At 61.1% G+C, this 18,260-nt stretch carries 19 protein-coding genes; 8 read left to right on the top strand and 11 right to left on the bottom strand.

All coding sequences use genetic code 11. The features are described 5' to 3' along the window. Window positions 1-319 precede the first annotated feature (319 nt). Window positions 320-667 carry a phiTE_015 family protein gene (locus BM269_RS19825; protein ID WP_090440909.1) on the top strand — a complete coding sequence of 116 codons (348 nt, stop codon included), beginning with the start codon at window positions 320-322 and terminating at the stop codon, window positions 665-667. Window positions 668-677: 10 nt separating this feature from the next. Next, window positions 678-1,136, top strand: a complete 459-nt coding sequence (locus BM269_RS19820; protein ID WP_090440906.1) for a hypothetical protein — start codon at window positions 678-680, stop codon at window positions 1,134-1,136. A 45-nt stretch (window positions 1,137-1,181) separates the two neighbouring features. On the opposite strand, the gene BM269_RS19815 is transcribed toward BM269_RS19820, so the two are convergent. After that, window positions 1,182-2,678, bottom strand: coding sequence for a leucyl aminopeptidase (locus BM269_RS19815; RefSeq protein WP_090440903.1), 1,497 nt, complete (start codon window positions 2,676-2,678; stop codon window positions 1,182-1,184). A 42-nt stretch (window positions 2,679-2,720) separates the two neighbouring features. On the opposite strand from BM269_RS19815, the gene lptF reads away from it, so the two are divergent. From lptF to BM269_RS19800, 3 genes are read left to right on the top strand one after another with little or no spacing between them, the layout of a single operon-like run. After that, on the top strand, window positions 2,721-3,836 hold the full coding sequence (gene lptF / locus BM269_RS19810; protein WP_090440900.1) for an LPS export ABC transporter permease LptF: 1,116 nt from the start codon (window positions 2,721-2,723) through the stop codon (window positions 3,834-3,836). After that, complete coding sequence (lptG, locus tag BM269_RS19805; protein WP_090440897.1) at window positions 3,833-5,002, top strand: LPS export ABC transporter permease LptG; 1,170 nt, start codon at window positions 3,833-3,835, stop codon at window positions 5,000-5,002. The genes lptF and lptG overlap by 4 nt, the downstream gene beginning before the upstream one ends. A gap of 1 nt (window position 5,003) precedes the next feature. Beyond that, on the top strand, window positions 5,004-5,393 hold the full coding sequence (locus BM269_RS19800) for a sirohydrochlorin chelatase (RefSeq protein ID WP_090440895.1): 390 nt from the start codon (window positions 5,004-5,006) through the stop codon (window positions 5,391-5,393). On the opposite strand, the gene BM269_RS19795 is transcribed toward BM269_RS19800, so the two are convergent. Genes BM269_RS19795 through BM269_RS19765 form a run of 7 tightly spaced genes read right to left on the bottom strand, consistent with a single transcriptional unit; the run spans window position 5,363 to window position 12,069 of the window. Beyond that, the gene (locus BM269_RS19795) at window positions 5,363-6,109 is read right to left on the bottom strand and encodes a hypothetical protein (protein ID WP_090440892.1); all 747 of its coding nucleotides are present in this window, start codon (window positions 6,107-6,109) and stop codon (window positions 5,363-5,365) included. The two genes, BM269_RS19800 and BM269_RS19795, sit on opposite strands and share 31 nt — an antisense overlap. Window positions 6,110-6,140: 31 nt before the next feature. Further along, window positions 6,141-6,857: a uroporphyrinogen-III C-methyltransferase gene (gene cobA / locus BM269_RS19790; protein WP_090440889.1), complete on the bottom strand. Its 717-nt coding sequence runs from the start codon at window positions 6,855-6,857 to the stop codon at window positions 6,141-6,143. A gap of 23 nt (window positions 6,858-6,880) precedes the next feature. Then, a complete protein-coding gene (locus BM269_RS19785) occupies window positions 6,881-8,188 on the bottom strand; it encodes a sulfate adenylyltransferase subunit 1 (protein WP_090440886.1) in 1,308 nt (435 codons plus the stop codon). Then, window positions 8,188-9,111: a sulfate adenylyltransferase subunit CysD gene (gene cysD / locus BM269_RS19780; protein WP_090440883.1), complete on the bottom strand. Its 924-nt coding sequence runs from the start codon at window positions 9,109-9,111 to the stop codon at window positions 8,188-8,190. Before cysD ends, BM269_RS19785 begins: the two co-directional genes overlap by 1 nt. Further along, window positions 9,112-9,825, bottom strand: coding sequence for a phosphoadenylyl-sulfate reductase (locus BM269_RS19775; RefSeq protein ID WP_090440880.1), 714 nt, complete (start codon window positions 9,823-9,825; stop codon window positions 9,112-9,114). It abuts the gene before it with no gap. Between the two features lie 2 nt (window positions 9,826-9,827). Continuing rightward, complete coding sequence (locus tag BM269_RS19770) at window positions 9,828-10,385, bottom strand: DUF934 domain-containing protein (RefSeq protein WP_090440878.1); 558 nt, start codon at window positions 10,383-10,385, stop codon at window positions 9,828-9,830. Next, window positions 10,378-12,069: a nitrite/sulfite reductase gene (locus BM269_RS19765; RefSeq protein ID WP_090440876.1), complete on the bottom strand. Its 1,692-nt coding sequence runs from the start codon at window positions 12,067-12,069 to the stop codon at window positions 10,378-10,380. The genes BM269_RS19770 and BM269_RS19765 overlap by 8 nt, the downstream gene beginning before the upstream one ends. A gap of 148 nt (window positions 12,070-12,217) precedes the next feature. On the opposite strand from BM269_RS19765, the gene BM269_RS19760 reads away from it, so the two are divergent. From BM269_RS19760 to BM269_RS19750, 3 genes are all read left to right on the top strand, one after another. Next, window positions 12,218-13,159 (top strand): CysB family HTH-type transcriptional regulator, encoded by a 942-nt coding sequence (locus BM269_RS19760; protein WP_090440873.1) that lies wholly within the window; start codon window positions 12,218-12,220, stop codon window positions 13,157-13,159. After that, on the top strand, window positions 13,156-13,608 hold the full coding sequence (locus tag BM269_RS19755) for a hypothetical protein (protein WP_090440870.1): 453 nt from the start codon (window positions 13,156-13,158) through the stop codon (window positions 13,606-13,608). Before BM269_RS19760 ends, BM269_RS19755 begins: the two co-directional genes overlap by 4 nt. A gap of 89 nt (window positions 13,609-13,697) precedes the next feature. Beyond that, window positions 13,698-14,780 (top strand): porin, encoded by a 1,083-nt coding sequence (locus BM269_RS19750; protein WP_229204713.1) that lies wholly within the window; start codon window positions 13,698-13,700, stop codon window positions 14,778-14,780. 78 nt (window positions 14,781-14,858) lie between these two features. On the opposite strand, the gene BM269_RS19745 is transcribed toward BM269_RS19750, so the two are convergent. The 3 genes from BM269_RS19745 to BM269_RS19735 form a co-directional block, all read right to left on the bottom strand. After that, window positions 14,859-15,530, bottom strand: coding sequence for a sensor histidine kinase (locus BM269_RS19745; protein ID WP_229204712.1), 672 nt, complete (start codon window positions 15,528-15,530; stop codon window positions 14,859-14,861). A 71-nt stretch (window positions 15,531-15,601) separates the two neighbouring features. Beyond that, window positions 15,602-16,369 (bottom strand): LytR/AlgR family response regulator transcription factor, encoded by a 768-nt coding sequence (locus BM269_RS19740; RefSeq protein WP_090440865.1) that lies wholly within the window; start codon window positions 16,367-16,369, stop codon window positions 15,602-15,604. A 64-nt stretch (window positions 16,370-16,433) separates the two neighbouring features. Beyond that, window positions 16,434-17,807, bottom strand: a complete 1,374-nt coding sequence (locus BM269_RS19735; protein WP_090440862.1) for a sensor histidine kinase — start codon at window positions 17,805-17,807, stop codon at window positions 16,434-16,436. Window positions 17,808-18,260: the final 453 nt, after the last annotated feature.

Here is an 18,260-nt window from a genome sequence, read left to right as displayed (position 1 = left end):
CTATGCTATGGGAAGCTGTCGTATTTGGGCCAAACAATGATTCTACGGTGACATCAAATTGTGCTTTCTTGTCGCAAAAAAGGTGTCTGCGTAAAAATAATTTCCAATAGTGCTTCAAAGTTATCAGATTGGTACTAAAATTACGGTATGAACAACCGTAAATGTCAATATACTTACAAGGTTGGTATCGAAGTTGTTTCCACGAAGCTGGGTGATTTTGCTTATTTACAACGGATTTTGATGTTGTCCTGCGTTAATAAGTGGTAATATAGGGAAACTAATTCCGATTTAACGGGCACTGCAAACTAAAGGAATACACATGCGATCTGCATTCGAAGCATGGGCGCAGAAGGACGGCCAAATCGTCCGTCGGCGCGAAGACAAGCCAGAAGAGTATCTGGTTTATGAGACACAACGTCGTTGGCTGATCTGGCAAGCGGCACTGGAACACGGCAAATCGCCTAGCGGCCGCAAGTCTGCCCGCGAAGCCACTGCACGCGCAGCGTCCCAGCGTCCACAAGCCATTGGGGCTGCTGACGCCGAAGTGCGTAACGAAGTCCTGAACGAAGTCCTCGACGCGTTCCAGGGTATCGGTGCGAACAGCATGGACGACATCATGCACGTCATCCAGGGGCTGCGTCAGAAACGAGGCCAGTCGGCCGACTGAGCCCGACTACATGCCATCCAGGCTGAGTCGACTTTCGACCGCTGCGCTGTGCGCAGCGGCGTTGGTTGGCTGCGCCACTTTATTCGATTCGACCGAACAGTCGGTGCTGGTGCAGACCGTGCTGGATCACCAGCAAGTGTCTGCCATCGGCTGTGTGCTCTCCAATGACAGGGGGCGCTGGTTCGTTACTTCCCCTGGGCGAGTGACGGTGCACAAGAGCACCCAGCCGCTGGTGGTGGATTGCCGCCGCGAAGATGTGTGGGCGTATGACCAGATCGAAGCGCGCCAGAATGCCTCCAAGTGGGGCAACATCATCTTCACGCTCGGGGCCGGCCAGATTGTCGACAAACAGACTGGTGCCGGCTTTGACTTGCCTTCCACCCTGACCGTCGTCCTGCAGCGCGGGGAGGGTGCCGCCGCGCGCGGAGCGCCGCCGCAGCAGCCGCTTCCGGCATCGTCGATCTACTAAAGAAAAAGCCGGGTTCCCCGGCTTTTTTGTTGCTCACCTCAGCAATCAGCCGGCGCGGCCGATCAGGAAGTTGGTCAGCATCGGCACCGGACGGCCGGTGGCGCCTTTGGCGGCGCCCGACTTCCAGGCGGTGCCGGCGATATCGACGTGGGCCCATGGGAACTTGCGGGTGAAGTTTTCCAGGAAGGCCGCAGCGGTGCAGGATGCGCCGCCCGGGGAGCCGATATTGGCCAGGTCCGCGAAGTTGGACTTCAGTTGCTCGTTGTACTGTTCGCCGATCGGCAGGCGCCATGCGGTGTCGCCGGTGGCTTTGCCCGATGCCATCAGGGCGTCGACCAGCGCATTGCCGGCGTCGTCGTCGCGCGCGAACACGCCGCTGTTATGGTGGCCCAGGGCGACGATGCAGGCGCCGGTCAGGGTTGCCACGTCGATCACGGCGGCCGGATTGAAGCGCTCGGCGTAGGTCAGGGCGTCGCACAGGATCAGGCGGCCTTCGGCGTCGGTGTTCAGGATTTCGATGGTCAGGCCGTTCATCGAGGTGACGATGTCGCCCGGCTTGGTGGCGCGGCCCGACGGCATGTTTTCGCATGCGGCCACGATGCCGACCACGTTGGACTTCAGGCCCATTTCGCCGATGGCGCGGAAGGTGCCCAGCACGGAGCCGGCGCCGCACATATCGTATTTCATCTCGTCCATGCCGGGACCGGCCTTGATCGAAATGCCGCCGGTGTCGAAGGTGATGCCTTTGCCCACCAGGACGGTCGGCGCATCCTTGGCCTTGCCGCCTTTGTGTTTCAGGACGATGAACTTGGGCGCCTGCTCGGAGCCGTTGGTCACGGACAGGAAGGAACCCATCTTCAGGGCTTCCATCTGCTTGCGGTCCAGGATCTCGACTTCAAAGCCGAAGTCCTTGCCCAGTTTCTTGGCGACGTTGGCCAGGTAGGTCGGGGTGCAGACGTTGGCGGACAGGTTGCCCAGGTCCTTGGTCAGTTCCATGCCGTTGGCGGTGGCCACTGCCTGCGACAGCGCCAGCTTGTTGCCGGCATTGTTTGCAACGGCCAGTGCCAGCTTCTTGGGGCCGGCCCATGCCGGGTCTTTCTTGGACTTCTGCGCGTCGGTGCGGTAGACGGCGTCGCGGCCTGCCAGCACCACGGAGCGGATCGCCCAGTTGGCGTCGCGGCCTTTCACTTCTTCCAGCGGCAGTGCGATAATAGCGTCGGTCGAAGCGACGGTGCCCAGCGCCCTGATGGCAGCGTTGATGGCGGAACCGATGGCTTTTTCGGCGACTGCTTCATCGGCACCCAGCCCTACCAGCAGCACGCGATCGGCGGCAGCGCCTTTCAGGCCGCGCAGCAGCAGGGTGGTGCCGGCCTTGCCGGTAATGTCGCCGGATTTCAGTGCAGCGGTGATCTCGCCTGCGCCGTCGAGGGCTTTAGCCGCTTTCGAGAGTTTCTTGTTTTCGAAGACGCCGACCACGATGCAGCCGCTTTTGGTGCTGGCGATGGTGTTCTTGGCGTCGAGTGCTTTTATGCTAAAGTCCATTTGGTTTCTCCTTAATTTTGTAGAACGAATTATAAACGTCGAATGATTTTCCATCGCGCCCTCCGCCGTGAGCTGGTCAGCTCAGCCGGGGCTTCCTTTACGGTACTGTTCTCGATCCTCCTGACGTGGACCCTGATCTCGATCCTCGGCAAAGCCGCAGGCGGCAAGGTCGCGTCCAGCGATGTCATCGCGCTTATCGCGTTCGCAGCCCTGAATTATCTGCCAATTGTCCTTATTTTCACCAGTTTTATTTCGGTGCTGATGGTGGTGACCCGCATCTACAAGGATTCGGAGATGGTGGTCTGGTTTGCCGCGGGCGTCAGCCTGACGCGCTTCGTCAAGCCGGTGTTCCTGTTTGTCCTGCCGCTGATCCTGTTGACCGGTGCACTCAGTTTTTATGCAACGCCGTGGGCGCGCTCGAAGAGCGCCGAGTACATCGAGCGTTTCACCAAACGCGAAGACCTGCAGAAGGTTTCTCCGGGCCAGTTCAAGGAATCCTCGTCGGCCAACCGCATCTTCTTTGTGGAGGGCGTGTCCGGCAGCAGTGCGGTGGTGCGCAACGTGTTCGTCAACCAGGTTGATGCCAAGGGTACTTCCGTGGTCGTGGCGAGCGAGGGCGTGATCGAGACGCTGCCTTCCGGCGACCGCCACCTGGTTCTGAAGAACGGACGCCGCTACCAGGGCAAGCCGGGCGACGCCGATTTCCAGAGCATGGAGTTCGAGCGCTACAGCATGCGCGTTTCGCAGCAGTCCTCCGAGTCCGACGGCCAGAAGGAAACCAAGACCCTGCCGACGTCGGAGCTGATCGCCGCCGGCACCAATCCGGCCAAGGGGGAACTCATGTGGCGCATGTCGCTGCCGCTGGCCTGCCTGGCGCTGTCGATGCTGGCGATCCCGCTGGGCTTCGTCAATCCGCGCGCGGGCAGTTCGGTCAACCTGATTCTCGCTGTGCTGATCTTCTTCACTTATAACAACCTGATCAACGTGTTCGAGTCCGGCATCCGGCGCGGCAACTTCACCTTTGGCATGAGCTGGTGGCCACTGCACCTGGCGATGGCGCTGGCGGTGCTGGCATTGTTTGCCTGGCGCCTGAACGTGAATTACCGCTACCATCCGCGCGCCATGTGGGCCGCGTTCAAGCGGGGGGCACGCAAATGAGCACCCTGCAACGCTACTTCTTCGTTTCGATCCTGCAGGCGGTCGCTTTTGCACTGGCCGCCTTGCTTGGGTTGCAGGCATTCTTCGACTTGACCGGCGAGCTGCCTGTCGTTGGCAAGAACGGGTATGGCATGCAGCATGCCGCCTTGTTCACGCTGACGATGCTGCCCCAGCACGTGAACGAGGTGCTGCCGGTGGCGGCGCTGATCGGCACCATCTATACCATGGCGCAGTTCGCGTCGACCTCCGAATTCACGATCATGCGCGCCTCGTCGATGTCGACGCGCATGGCCGCGGTCATGGTCGGCAAGGTCGGGCTGGTCCTGGTGCTGATTGCCTTCATCTTTGGCGAACTGATTACGCCGCGCCTGGCGCCGGTGGCGGAAAAGGTGCGCCTGATGGGCCGTGGCGCCACGGTGTCGTCGGAGTTCCGTTCCGGCATGTGGACCAAGGACATCATCAAGAGCGAAGGCATGACCGGCGAGGTGCAGGGTACGCGCTTCTTCAATGTGCGCGAGGTGCGCTCGGACGGCCAGCTGGTGGATGTCAAGCTGTACGACTTTGACAACCGTTTCCGCCTGCGCACGCTGACCTACGCCAAGACCGCTTCCTTCAAGGGCAGCAATACCTGGCTGTTGAATGAGGTGACGGAGAATATCTTCAGCAACCCGGCATTGGCGGCGGAAGGCGCGCAAGCCAACCTGGCCAATAATTACGCGCAGGCGAGCAGCGCGGTGGAGATCAAGCGGCATGCCAGCAAGGAGCTCATTTCCGAGATCACGCCGAAAATCCTGTCGGTGTCGGCCTCCGATCCCGAGCACATGTCGGTCAATGAACTGGCCGTGTATACCCGCCACCTGCAGGAAAACAAGCAGGGCACGGAACGCTTCAAGATCGCCTTCTGGAAAAAGCTGTTCGACCCGCTGGCAATCTTCGTGCTGATGGCGCTGGCGCTGCCTTTCGCCTACCTGCACACCCGTGCCGGCGGCGTGAGCCTGAAAATCTTCATCGGCATCATGATCGGCGTCAGCTTCCTGCTGGTGAACACGCTGTTCTCGCATATCGGCCTGTTGTCGGCGCTGCCGGCATTCCTGACGGCGCTGATGCCAAGCCTGCTATACCTGTTGCTGGCGCTGGGCGCCCTTTACTGGGTGGAGCGGCATTAGCATGGCCGGCCGTGCGCTGGTGCTGTTCGCGCATGGCGCCCGTTCCGCCAGTTGGGCGGCGCCGTTCGAACAATTGCGTGAGATGATCAAACTGCGGGTCGCGGCGAGCGAGCCCGATCTTGATGTCTCGCTGGCCTTCCTGGAGTTGATGGCGCCGCGCCTGCCGGAACGGGTGGCAGCGCTTGCGGCGCAGGGCGTCGACGATGTCACGGTGGTGCCGGTGTTTCTGGGGCAGGGCGGCCATGTCCTGCGCGACCTGCCGCTGATCCTTGATGAAATGCGCCTGGCGCATCCTGGCGTGACAATCCGCGCCGTCGGCGCGGTGGGGGAAGATCCCACCGTGCTGCGGGCGATGACGGATTATTGCTTGTCGTCGCTGCCTTTGGCGTGAGCCACCATGGCGGCAATGGTGCTGCCAGGGTTGTCGAATTCGCGCTGCACGGCATCGCGCAGGGCTTCCGACTTCAGGGAGTCGAGTGCGGCGGCACTTGCCTTGGCCACTTCCTCATCTTCGCCCAGGCGGCGCAAGACTTCCACCACCAGGCGTACTTCCTTGGTGTAGTTCAGCACGAAAGCCAGCAATTGCGGGGCGGACGAGGTGTTGCCGCGCCTGGCCAGGTCTTCCGCGAAGTCGTTGACGCGCTTGGCCAGGGCGGCGATGCGCGCCACCGGGTCGGACAGGTAGCGGCGCGCCAGCTGGAAATCTTCCACCGCCACCAGGGCCGGCAGGGCCAGTTCGGCGCAATCCTTGGCCAGTTCGGGTAGCTGGGCGTCGATCTGGGTGAACAGGTCGTGGGTGGCGCGCTCCTCGCCCAGCGCGCTATTGATCGCGCTGACGTCATGGAAGCGCCCCAGCGTGGCGCTGCCGTTCAGGATGCGCTGGGTGTCGCGGTCGCGGATCGCCTGCAGCGCGCGGCGCGCCAGCGGGAACTGTTCGGCAAGGTAGATCCAGTCGCGCAGGGCGAACGACAGGCGGACGCCGGCCAGGGTCGGGTCGTCTTCGAGCGCATGCTCGTGGAACCACAGGTGGTCGCGCAGGGCGTCTTCGTATTTGCCTGCCAGGCGCGCATTGCGGGCGCGCTCCAGGACTTCGTGGGCTTGGCTCATCTTGTTCCTCTCATTGCAAGAGGACGATATTTTACCGTTTTTGCTGCGGCCGCGGCGCCATTGCCTTGCCCAGCATGACCAGCACCGGGCCGTGCGCCGCCGGCAGGCCATGTGCCAGCTCAGCCAGGGTGATGCGTTCGACGTGCTGGTCCGAACGGCTGACATTCTCGACCACCACCACCGGGGTGTCCGGCGAGCGCCCCTGCGACAGCAGGTTGTTGGCGGTGGCGATTGCTTCGCGCCCGCCCATGTACTGGACCAGGGTGTCGGTAGACGGAATCGTCAGTTCTTCCGGATGGCCCGGCGCGGTGGAGGAGGTGAAGAATGCCACGCTGCGCGCCACGCCGCGCTTGGTCAGCGGCTGTTGCGTCGCTGCGGCGGCGGCTACCGCGGTGGTGATGCCGGGAACGACTTCGACCTCGATGCCGTGCTGTTCGAGCGCCGACAATTCCTCGTCGGCGCGGCCGAACAGCATCGGGTCGCCGCCTTTGAGGCGAACCACCATGCGGTAGCGCGCGGCGCAATCGACCAGCTGCTGGTTGATCAAGCCTTGGGCGGTGGAACGCTGGCCGGCGCGTTTGCCGACCGAGATCTTCTCTGCCTGCGCACAGAGTTCCAGCATTTCTTCGGTCACCAGCGCGTCGTACAGCACAACTTCGGCTTGCGCCAGCAGGCGTGCGCCGCGCATGGTGATCAGGTCCTGCGCCCCCGGTCCAGCTCCAATCAAATACACCTTCCCGTATGGCATGCGCAGGCTCCTGTCTGGCGTTGTTATTCGCCGAGGCGGATCATGCCTGCGGCTACTGTCTGGTGCGTGACCTCATCGATCAGGATGAAGGCGCCGGTGGCGCGGATATCCGAATAGGCATCGGCCGCCAGTGCCTGCTGCACGGTCAGCGCAATGCGCGCTACGTCGTTCAGCTTCAACGCATCGGCATCGTGCCGCTGCTGGGTGTTGATGTCAAGGATGGAGTCGATTTTGCTCACTTTGGCAGCAGTCTGCCTGGTGCCGTGCTTGATCCAGTATTTGCACCGCAGGTCCAGCGGCTCCTCGGACAGCCAGCAGACGTCGGCGCTCACTTGCTTGAGCAGGGAAGCCGGCTGCGTGCTCGAGGCCAGCAGGTCGCCGCGCGACACGTCCACATATTCTTCCAGCACGATGGTGACCGACTGGCCGGCGCTGGCGCTTTGCAGGGAGCCGTCGAAAGTGACGATCTCCTTGACCGTTGCGCTCTGGCCGGAAGGCTGCACCACCAGCTTGTCGCCAACCTTGACGTTGCCCGCCTCGATACGGCCCATGTAGCCGCGGAAGTCGTTGGCTTCGTGGCCGTTGTGGCGCGCCACCAGCTGCACCGGGAAGCGGAACGCCGCGCCGTGCGTTTCGTCGTACACCGACAGGTCTTCCAGCAGTTCGATCAGGGTAGGGCCCTGGTACCACGGCATGCGCTCGCCGGCGTCGACCACGTTGTCGCCGGCCAATGCCGACAGCGGAATGGTCTTGACGTCCTTGATGCCCAGGGTGGCTGCGAATTCAAGATACGCCTTGACGATGCGCTGGTACACGTCCTGGTCGTAGTTCACCAGGTCCATCTTGTTCACGGCCACCACCACGTGCTCGATCTGCAGCAGGTGGGCAATGGTGGAGTGGCGCTTGGTCTGGATCAGCAGGTCCACGCCGCCGTCTTCGCGCAGCTTCACTTTCGACACGTCGACCAGGATGATCACGGCGTCGGCGGTGGAGGCGCCGGTCACCATATTGCGGGTGTACTGCTCGTGGCCCGGGGTGTCGGCGATGATGAACTTGCGCTTGGGAGTAGCGAAGTAGCGATAGGCCACGTCGATGGTGATGCCTTGCTCGCGTTCGGCTTCCAGGCCGTCGGTCAGCAGGGACAGGTCGATGGTATCGCCCACAGTGCGCTTATGCTTGGCGCGCGAGACGGCTGCCAGCTGGTCGGCGAAGATGCCCTTGCTGTCGAACAGCAGGCGGCCGATCAGGGTGCTCTTGCCGTCGTCGACGGAGCCGGCGGTGATGAAGCGCAGCAGGTTGCGTTGGTTCAGGTTGTCGTTCAGTGCGTTCATCAGAAGTATCCTTGCTTCTTGCGTTTTTCCATGGAGGCTTCGGAGGTCTGGTCGTCCATCCGGGTGGCGCCGCGCTCGGTGACCTGGGTCACTGCCGTTTCGGCGATGATCGCGTCCACGTCGGCAGCGTCGGAGGAGACCGGGCAGGTGCAGGAGATGTCGCCCACGGTGCGGAAGCGCACCACCTGGGTCTCGATGGTTTCGCCTTCGCGGGCCGGGGTCAGGCCGGTCAGCGGCACCAGCAGGCCGTTGCGCGGGATGACCTGGCGCTCGTGCGCAAAGTAGATCGATGGCAGGGCCAGTTTTTCGCGGGCGATGTACTGCCAGACATCCAGCTCGGTCCAGTTCGAGATCGGGAACACGCGCATGTTTTCGCCCGGGTGGACGCGGGTGTTATACAGGTCCCACAGTTCCGGGCGCTGTGCCTTCGGGTCCCATTGGCCGAATTCGTCGCGGAAGGAGAAGATGCGTTCCTTGGCGCGGGCTTTTTCCTCGTCGCGGCGCGCGCCGCCGATGCAGGCGTCGAAGCCATGCTCGGCGATGGTTTCCAGCAGCGTCACGGCCTGCGCGGCGTTGCGCGAATCGGTGGCCGGGTTACGCAGGCGCACGGTGCCCTTCTTGATCGAATCCTCCACCGAGCCGACGATCAGGCGCTCGCCCAGTTCGGCCACGCGGCGGTCGCGGAACTCGATCACTTCCGGGAAGTTGTGGCCGGTGTCGATGTGTACCAGCGGGAATGGGAACTTCCCTGGACGGAAAGCCTTTTCCGCAAGGCGCAACAGCACCACGGAGTCCTTGCCGCCGCTGAACAGCAGGGCAGGGTTCGAGCATTCGGCGGCAACTTCGCGCAGGATGTGGATGGCTTCCGACTCCAGCGCGTCCAGGTGGCGCGAATTGACGTGTTGTTCTACCAGTGCGTTCATTTAGCCTACTTTCTTAATTCGAATCAGTTTGCCGTCTACCAGGTGCAAGCCGCATTCCTTCGAGTCCGGGTTTTCCCACCACCAGCGGCCGGCGCGGACATCTTCGCCCGGCTGGATGGCGCGGGTGCAGGGTTCGCAGCCGATCGACGGATAACCCTGTTCGTGCAGCGGGTTGAAAGGCACGTCGTTGGCGCGGATGTAGTCCCACACTTCCTGTTCCGACCAATCGGCCAGGGGATTGAACTTTTCCATGCCGTGCGAGCCATCATACTCCTGCACCGAAAGGTCGGAGCGGGTTGCAGATTGGGCGCGACGCTGGCCGGTGACCCAGGATTTCTTGCCGATCAAGGCGCGGCCAAGCGGTTCAACCTTGCGGATCTGGCAGCATTCCTTGCGCAGTTCAACGCTGTCGTAGAAGGCGTTCAGGCCTTTCTTTTCCACATAGGCGTCGATGTCTGCCTGCACCGGCCGGTACAGCGCGATCTCGTAGCCGTAGCGCTCCTGCACGCGCTCCACCATGCCCAGGGTTTCCTTGTGCAGGCGGCCGGTCTCCAGCGAAAAGATACCGATCGGCAGGCCGGCTTTCAGGATCAGGTCCGTCAGGACCATGTCCTCGGCGGCCAGGCTGGAGGCGAAAACGGCAGGCGAGAACTCTTCCGCAACGCGTTCGAGCGTGGCTAGCGTATCCCGCACGCGGGTGGCGAGCTCGCTCATGGTCAGGCCCCGGTCTTTGCGACAGCAGGCGATGGGCGCGCGTGGCGGCGGAACAGCGGCACGCGCTGGTCGACCGATGCCTGGTAAGTCTCGCTGAACACGGTCAAGCCTTTCAGCGCATCTTCGATGCTGCGGTCCGGACGGGTGTCGTAGGCGTCAAAGCCCACGCGCTGCATGGAGAACAGCTGGTCGCGCAGCACGTCGCCAATGGCGCGCAGTTCGCCGGTCCAGCCCAGGCGGGAACGCAGGTTCCAGGCGTGGGAGTAGCCGCGGCCATCCGTGAATTTCGGGAAGTCGACTGCCACCAGGGCCAGGCGCGGCAGGTCTTCGCGCAGGGCGAGCGGGTCGTCGTCAGGCGCGAGCCATACCGCGATCTCGCCGGCGGCGGCACGGGCCGAAAGCGCATCGCGCTGCGCCAGCCAGGTTGCCAGCGGCACTATCACGCGGCCGGCCGGCACGGCCAGCGCAGCCACGGTGGCCGATTCGGCGCCTTCTTCGGCGCGCAGCAGGTTCCAGTCGTCGGCCACGATTGCGCGGCCCTTGATGATTTGCTTAAGCATATTCGTCTTCTCCTACCAGGCGGCCAGCGGTTTCAATCGGCGTGGCGTAAACAAATTCCTTGAACGGGGCGATACCCAGGCGCTGCGCGGTATCGACGAAGCGCTCTTCCTGCGTGCGCTCGCGTACGTAGACTTGCAGCAGGCGGTCGATCACCTCCGGCATCTGCTGCGCGGAGAACGACGGACCGATGATCTTGCCGATGGCGGAGTTATTGCCTTGCGCGCCGCCGATCGACACCTGGTACCATTCGCTGCCGTCCTTGTCGACCCCCAGCACGCCGATATTGCCGACATGGTGGTGGCCGCAGGCATTGATGCAACCCGAGATATTCAGCTCGAAGTCGCCGATATCGTGCAGGAAGTCGATGTGGTCGAAGCGCTCTGCAATCGCCTGGGCGATCGGGATCGACTTGGCATTCGCCAGCGAGCAGAAGTCGCCGCCGGGGCAGCAGATAATGTCGGTCAGCAGGCCGATATTGGGCGTTGCCAGGCCGTGCGACTTGATCTCTTGCCACAGAGCGAACAACTGGGATTGTTCGACGTCGGCCAGCACAATGTTCTGCTCGTGCGTCACGCGCAGTTCCGCAAAGCTGTAACGGTCAGCCAGGTCGGCCATGTAATCCATCTGCTCGGCGGTCGCATCGCCCGGCGGCACGCCGGTCTTCTTCAGCGACAGCACCACGGCAGCGTAGCCCGGCACCTTGTGCGCTTTCACGTTGCGCTTCAGCCAGTTGTTAAAGGCCTTGTTGTCGGCGTGGTCGGCAGCCGGATCGATGGCTGGCAGCTGCTTGTAGGCGTGCGGCTGGAAGTAGGCGATGATGCGCTCCATCTCTTCCAGCGTCAGGGTCTGTTCGGTGCCTTTCAGGTCTTCCCACTCGGCTTCCACCTGGCGGGTGAATTCTTCCACGCCCAGGGCTTTCAGCAGGATCTTGATGCGGGCTTTGTACTTGTTGTCGCGGCGGCCGTGCAGGTTATACACGCGCATGATCGCTTCGGTATAAGTCAGCAGGTGTTCGCGCGGCAGGAACTCGCGGATCACGCTGCCCAGGATCGGGGTGCGGCCCATGCCGCCGCCGACCATCACCTTGAAGCCGATCTCGCCGGCGTCGTTGTGCACCACGGTCAGGCCGATATCGTGCACGGCGATGGCGGCGCGGTCTTCCACTGCGCCGTTGATCGCCACCTTGAACTTGCGGGGCAGGGCGATGAATTCAGGGTGGAAGGTCGACCACTGGCGCAGCACTTCGGCGTAGGGGCGCGGATCGATGATCTCGTCGGCGGCTACGCCGGCGAATTCGTCGGAAGTCACGTTGCGGATGCAGTTGCCCGAAGTCTGGATCGCGTGCATTTCCACCGAAGCCAGGTCGCTCAGGATTTCCGGCGTCTCTTCCAGCTTGATCCAGTTGAACTGGATGTTCTGGCGGGTGGTGAAGTGGCCATAGCCACGGTCATATTTGCGGGCGATGTGCGCGAACATGCGCATTTGCTTCGACGACAGTAGGCCGTAAGGGACGGCGATTCGCAGCATGTAAGCGTGGCGCTGCATGTACAGGCCGTTCTGCAAGCGAAGCGGCAGGAATTCGGCCTCGGTCAACTCATCGTTCAGGCGGCGTTGAACCTGGTCGCGATACTGCTCGATGCGTTCGCGGATGATGAGGTGGTCGTATTGATCGTATTGATACATAGCTTTCCCAGTAAGGCATGCCCAAAGTGGAATCAATGGTAATAAACTAGTGCCTTATTCCAAACAACATAGTCTTTATTTGCTTATATGCTGTTAAGGCATAAGCATCAGCGTAAAATATGCGCTGGGGAGTCCAACGAGAGCGAGAATGAACCTTCACCAACTGCGATTCGTGCGGGAAGCCGTGCGCCAGAACTACAACCTGACCGACGCCGCCAAGGCCTTGTTTACCTCCCAGCCGGGCGTCTCCAAGGCGATCATCGAGCTGGAAGAAGAATTGGGTGTTGATATTTTCACAAGGCACGGCAAGCGGATTCGCGGCCTGACCGAGCCTGGCCGGCTGGTGCTGTCCTCGGTTGAACTGATCATGCAGGAGATCGACAGCCTGAAACGGATCGGCAAAGAGTACGCGGCGCAGGACTCGGGCAGCTTCACCATCGCCACCACCCACACCCAGGCGCGTTACACCCTGCCTAAAGTAGTACAGGCCTTCATGCAGAAGTATCCGAAGGTGCGCTTGTCTTTATTGCAAGGCAATCCGCGGCAGATTGCGGAAATGGTGCAGCGCGACCAGGCCGACCTGGCCATCGCCACCGAATCCATTGCCGCCATCGACGGCCTGATTACGCTGCCGTGCTACCAGTGGGAGCACGTGGTAGTAGTGCCGCCGGACCACCCGCTGTTAAGGATCAAATCCGTGACGCTGGAAGAAGTGGCCGAGCACCACATCATCACGTATGATGCCGCCTTCGCCGGCCGGTCGCGTATCGACCAGGCCTTTGAAAAACGGGGCTTGAAGCCGGACGTGCTGCTCGAAGCGATCGATGCGGACGTGATCAAGACCTATGTGGAGCTGGGCATGGGCATCGGGATCATCGCCGGCATGGCCTTCGACCCCGAGCGCGACCGCGGCCTGCGGGCGATCCCCGCCGGCCACCTGTTCGGCATGAATGTGTCGCGCGTGGCGGTCAAGCAGGGCGCTTACCTGCGATCCTATATATATACCTTCATCGAACTGCTGGCGCCGACGTTGAACCGCAAGCTGATCGAGCAGGCGATGAAGGGCGAACATGAGAACTACGAACTGTGATTAACGAAGACGAATTGCAAGAAGTGCGCGAGCACATCGAAGAACTGCTGGAAGACCACGAGGTTTTGCAGCTGGAAAGCCTCGACCTGGATAGCCTGGAGGCCGCGCCGGGGCAGTACACGGCGGTCTACGCCGAGTTCCTGTGGGCCCAACTGGGGCGGGAAAAGCAGGACAAATTCCTGAAGCAGCTGCGTGACAAGGTTGGCAAGGATGTCCTGCTGGTTTTGATGGGGGAAGACTATGTCGATGGCGAGAGCTTCCCGATCGCACGCACCGACCAGCACGGAAATACCTACGAATTCCAGAAAGATGACGACGGAAACCGCTTCGAAGTGATGAAGAACTACCCGTCCGACAGTTGGCTGCGCAAGCGTTTGGGCATCGCTGCGCGCGAAATCAAGGTCTTGCGATCTGAATATTACTGGGTCGTTACATCACGCCTGAAGTAATTTTTTCCTGTCACATTGTTGAAGTAATTGAGGGGCAATATAGCTGCGTTTGAAACATTTCCCTCAACTTCAACAACGTAGGACAACAAGTGAAAAAACTTACTCTGGCAGCACTGATCATCAGCGGTTTCGCAGCACAAGCTCAAGCCCAGTCCAATGTGACCATCTACGGTATCGCTGACGCAGGCTTCGTCGCGGAGCGTGGCGGCGTGAACGGCAGCGTCAACAAGGTGACCAGTGGTGTGGGTTCGGCTTCCCGCCTGGGCTTCAAAGGTGTTGAAGACCTGGGTGGCGGCACTTCCGCTATCTTCGCGATCGAATCCGGCGTCAAGATCGACACCGGCGAGCAGGACACCGCGGGCGTATTCGCACAACGCCAGGCTTTCGTTGGCCTGAAGAGCGCTGAAATGGGCCAGATCACCCTGGGTCGCCAGTACACCATGCTGTACAACGCCCTGTCGCAGGTTGCCGACCCATTCGGCGCGGGTTACGCCGGCAATGCCAAGAACCTGTTCCCTACCGGCGGCGCCAACACCCGCTTGTCGAACTCCATCGTTTATAACTCCCCCATGTTCTCCGGTTTCAGCGTGGACGCGCTGTACGGCATGGGCGAGCAAGCTGGCGACAACACCGCCGGCCGCCAGTTTGGCTTCGGCGTGAACTACACCAGCAAAGAATTGAACGTACGCCTGGTCCACAACAACAAGAACAACGACACCGCTGCAGTGGGTGCCACCCCGGCCGTGCGTAAGGACAAAGCCAAGAACACCCTGCTGGCCGCCAACTACGATTTCGGCGTGGCCAAAGTCTACTTCGGCTACGAAAAGGATAAAGGCGCCGGCTCGGCACCACTGCCGGTGGCTAACGCCTACGGCCTGAAAGTGGCCCCTAAATCCTCCGCCGACAGCGCCGAATGGCTGCTGGGCGTAGGCGTGCCAATGGGCGGCGGTACCCTGGTTGCTTCCTACATCCACAAAGATGACAAGCAAAACGCACAGGACGCCAACCAGTTCGGTATCGGCTACCTGTACGCCCTGTCCAAGCGCACCACCGCTTACACCGCCATCGCTAAAGTGAAGAACAAGAACGGCGCAGGCTACACCGTTGGCAACAACACCGAAGCCGGTACTGGCGACAAGGCATTCAACCTGGGCGTGCGCCACGCCTTCTAAGCAGTTTTTGTAGCAAGCAGTACCTCTCTCTCGAGGTGATTCATGATCTTTGGCGGGTCTTCGGACCCGCCGTTTTTTTTATGAGCCGCCGGGGAGGGGAATCCGGATCGCGATGCGCGTGCCACTGCCGCCGTCGACATCCATGGTGCCGCGCAGTGCGGCGACACGTTCACGCATGCCGAGCAGGCCAAGCGCATCTGCCTTGGCCATGTCGCCGACGACAATTCCGCGCCCATCGTCCGATATGTCGATCAGCAGTTCAAGCGCTTTGCGTTGCAAGCGGACCTCGGCAGTGCTGGCGCCGGCGTGGCGGGCGATATTGGTTAAAGATTCCTGCACCAGCCGGTAGATGGCCGTGCTATGTCGTTCGTCGAGAATCAGGGCCTCCGGCAATGCATCGAGCAGGCAACTGATGCCGTGCCGTTTCTCGAACTCCCGCCGCAGCGACTCCAGCGCAAAGTACAAGCCGCCTTCATCGAGTGCGCGTGGGCGCAAGTTGCCTGCAATGCGGCGCAGGGAGCCGATGGCCGTCACCAGCAGGCTGTCCATGCTGGCCAAGCGGGCTTCGGCGTCCGGAGAGCCGGAAGGCAGTTGCTTGAGGAGCGTGAGTTCGACGCGCAGGGTCGCCAGCAACTGACCGAGGTCGTCGTGCAGTTCGCGCGAGATGTGGACACGTTCATCCTCCCGGATTTCCGCCAGTGCGGAATCGGAGGAACGGCGTCCCTGGACGCGGGTGCGGGGATTCTTCAAAGTCGGCCTCCTGGTGGCAGCAAGCACCAGGACACCGTATTACAGCAAGCCGCCGGGCGGCTTGATCTGGATCACATCTGCTTGAACAGATGAAGGAAGGAGCGGCTGACTTCCAGCTTGTCTGGGCGGCCTTTGATCATCACCAGGTGGCGGCCGCGGATGTCGCGCGTCACGCCTTCGATGGCGTTCACATTGACCAGGGTCGCGCGGTGGATCTGCCAGAACAGGGACGGGTCCAGTTCGTCGGCCAGATCGCGCACGGGTTTGCGGATCAGCGCCTCGAATTTATCGGTCTGCACGCAGGTGTATTTTTCGTCCGAACGGAAGAACAGGATTTCTTCGACCGGGATCATGCGCAGGTCGGAACCGATGCTGGCCTGGATCCATTGCAGGTATTTCGGCTTCGGCGAGGCGATCTTCTCCGCCAGCTGATTCAGGATGGCGGCCATGTCGGCGCCCTGCGCTGCGCTGGCGGCCGGCGAGGACAGGCGGCCTTTCAGGCGCTCGACGGTGATCTTCAGGCGCTCCGGCTCCGGCGGTTTCAGCACGTAGTCGACCGCGCCGCGCTCGAATGCCTCCACCGCATAGGCGTCATATGCGGTAACGAAAACCACATTGCTCTTGTTGCCGATTTCTGCGGCCGCTTCCATGCCTGTCTTGCCCGGCATGCGGATATCAAGGAAAGTGAAATCAGGCTTCAGCTCGTCGACCAGTTCAACCGCTTCGTCGCCATTCTTGGCTTCGCCGAGGATCTCCAACTCCGGCCATACTTGTTCCAGGCGCATGCGCAGTTGGTCGCGCATCAGTCTCTCGTCGTCGGCAATAATTGCTGTGGGCATAGTGCTCAATATTAGGAAATAAGAAGTATCAATTATTCAATGGATCGCAGCGTATGGCAATCGCTTATTCCGAGCGCGCCAGCTGGTATGGCACCTCGATAATCGCGATGACGCCACTCGGCTGGTTGGGCTCGATTTTCAGCGAAGCCAGGTCGCCGTGCAGCAGTTTCAAGCGCTCGCGAATATTGGTCAGGCCCAGGCCGGTACCTGTGCTCGGCTTGGCGCCAAAGCCCAGGCCATCGTCGGACACCGTCACGCGCAGCTTGCTATGCGCCACGTCGGCACGGACTTTCAGGTAGCCGCCCTCCGGTTTGCCTTCCAGCCCGTGCTTGATGGCGTTTTCCACCATTGACTGCAGCATCATGGGCGGGAAGGCGGCGGTGCGCAGGCCTTCGGGCACGTCGAAGTCGACGGTGAGGCGCTCTTCCATGCGCATTTTAAGCAGGGCCAGGTAGGCCGCCACCATATCGGACTCGCTGCCGAGCGTACTGGTCAGCTTGTTTTCACGCATCTGCGGTAGCACAGCGCGCAGGTACTTGATCAGGCTGCGTTGCATGGCCGAGGCGCGCGGCGGATCGGTTTCGATCAGGTGCTCGACCGAGGCCAGGGTGTTGAACAGGAAGTGCGGCTCAACCTGGGCCTGCATCATCTGCATCTTGGCTTCGCTCAACTGGCGCTGCATGGATTCACGCTCAGCCGCGGCATTCGCTACCTGGGCTTCCGCTTCCGCCTTCCTCTTGCCGCCAACCAGCGCCTTCATCGCAAAAAGTGCCAGCAGCAGCAAGGTGATGAAACTGGTGAACCAGGTCGAGGCCTGCTTGTGATAGCGTGAGACTTTTTCTTCGGCCGCGCTATCCACTGCTTGCTCCAGTGCATTGGACAGTTCTTCGCCAATCTGCGGTGGCAGCTCGATATGGACTTCTTCGCCCGGCATGGGCGCCGCCGGAGCAGCCGGCACGGCGGGAGGTTTTGACCTGTGCGCCTGCGGTGCCGGCGGGGCAGGAGGCGCTGGGATCGCGGGATCTGCTGGCTCGGCCGGCATGGCGGGAGCTGCGGCTTCCGCGGCTGCAGCCTCTTCCGCATCAGTGTCGTCGCGGTGGGTGTTGGCAGCCTCGTCGCTGCTCGCCTCGGCGCTGGCTGGTTTCTTGATTTTGCCTGCACGCGGATTAAAGTGGATGCCGCTGTCGTCAATCGTGATATTTGGATCCGCATTACCCGACTTTGTGCGCTTATGCGAGCGGATCACCATCTCTTCGTCGCGGGAGGGCGAAAACAGTTCATCCTGCAGGATCGACGCGGCAATCATCGAAAGTGCGGCAAACAGGAAGAACTTCCACCAAGACAAGTGCGTCACCCAGCCGGTCGTCGCATCAAAGCCCCGGTGGAGCCAGGCCAGGATGGTTTTTGCTGTGTCTTGGGCTTTCGGAGTTGGAAACATGCGCGACTTTCTATTGAATATGGGGCAAGTGTAGATAACCTTGCGCAAAGCCGCCACCGGTGTGCGACAGAATGCAGAAATACGGGAATAGAAGAATGCCCTTGCGGACAGCCGGATCGTTTGCTATAGTTCTGTCCCTCGCAACGCAGCGCTGATTAAACGGCGGAGCGAAGCGGGAAAAAAGAAGGGGTTGACGAGTTGCACGCTGTACCGCATAATCTCGCTTCTCTGCTGCTGACGAACACAACGCTTCGTCGAATAAACAAAGCAGCGATCTTTAAAAATCAACAGTCGATAAGTGTGGGCGTTTGACGATATTGCCACGAGCCTTAGGGTTCGATGCTCAAAATATACGTTGTAACGCTCGCACAAAATATATTAAACGTAATCTCGAAAGAGATTCGTCAGTATTTTGAGTGAGTGACCTCGCTAGCAATAGCGAAAAACAGAGAT

Origin of the sequence: Duganella sp. CF458 (assembly GCF_900113115.1) — a bacterium.
Classification (GTDB): Bacteria; Pseudomonadota; Gammaproteobacteria; order Burkholderiales; family Burkholderiaceae_D; genus Rugamonas.
This window is presented reverse-complemented; position numbering and strand designations above follow the sequence as displayed.

Coding starts and splice junctions, on each gene's coding strand:
- BM269_RS19735 (WP_090440862.1), bottom strand. CDS start 17,807: ATGTTTCCAACTCCGAAAGCCCAAGACACAGCAAAAACCATCCTGGCC.
- cobA (WP_090440889.1), bottom strand. CDS start 6,857: ATGCCATACGGGAAGGTGTATTTGATTGGAGCTGGACCGGGGGCGCAG.
- BM269_RS19795 (WP_090440892.1), bottom strand. CDS start 6,109: ATGAGCCAAGCCCACGAAGTCCTGGAGCGCGCCCGCAATGCGCGCCTG.
- lptG (WP_090440897.1), top strand. CDS start 3,833: ATGAGCACCCTGCAACGCTACTTCTTCGTTTCGATCCTGCAGGCGGTC.
- BM269_RS19770 (WP_090440878.1), bottom strand. CDS start 10,385: ATGCTTAAGCAAATCATCAAGGGCCGCGCAATCGTGGCCGACGACTGG.
- BM269_RS19740 (WP_090440865.1), bottom strand. CDS start 16,369: ATGCCCACAGCAATTATTGCCGACGACGAGAGACTGATGCGCGACCAA.
- BM269_RS19820 (WP_090440906.1), top strand. CDS start 678: ATGCCATCCAGGCTGAGTCGACTTTCGACCGCTGCGCTGTGCGCAGCG.
- BM269_RS19785 (WP_090440886.1), bottom strand. CDS start 8,188: ATGAACGCACTGAACGACAACCTGAACCAACGCAACCTGCTGCGCTTC.
- BM269_RS19825 (WP_090440909.1), top strand. CDS start 320: ATGCGATCTGCATTCGAAGCATGGGCGCAGAAGGACGGCCAAATCGTC.
- lptF (WP_090440900.1), top strand. CDS start 2,721: ATGATTTTCCATCGCGCCCTCCGCCGTGAGCTGGTCAGCTCAGCCGGG.
- BM269_RS19760 (WP_090440873.1), top strand. CDS start 12,218: ATGAACCTTCACCAACTGCGATTCGTGCGGGAAGCCGTGCGCCAGAAC.
- cysD (WP_090440883.1), bottom strand. CDS start 9,111: ATGAACGCACTGGTAGAACAACACGTCAATTCGCGCCACCTGGACGCG.
- BM269_RS19800 (WP_090440895.1), top strand. CDS start 5,004: ATGGCCGGCCGTGCGCTGGTGCTGTTCGCGCATGGCGCCCGTTCCGCC.
- BM269_RS19815 (WP_090440903.1), bottom strand. CDS start 2,678: ATGGACTTTAGCATAAAAGCACTCGACGCCAAGAACACCATCGCCAGC.
- BM269_RS19775 (WP_090440880.1), bottom strand. CDS start 9,825: ATGAGCGAGCTCGCCACCCGCGTGCGGGATACGCTAGCCACGCTCGAA.
- BM269_RS19765 (WP_090440876.1), bottom strand. CDS start 12,069: ATGTATCAATACGATCAATACGACCACCTCATCATCCGCGAACGCATC.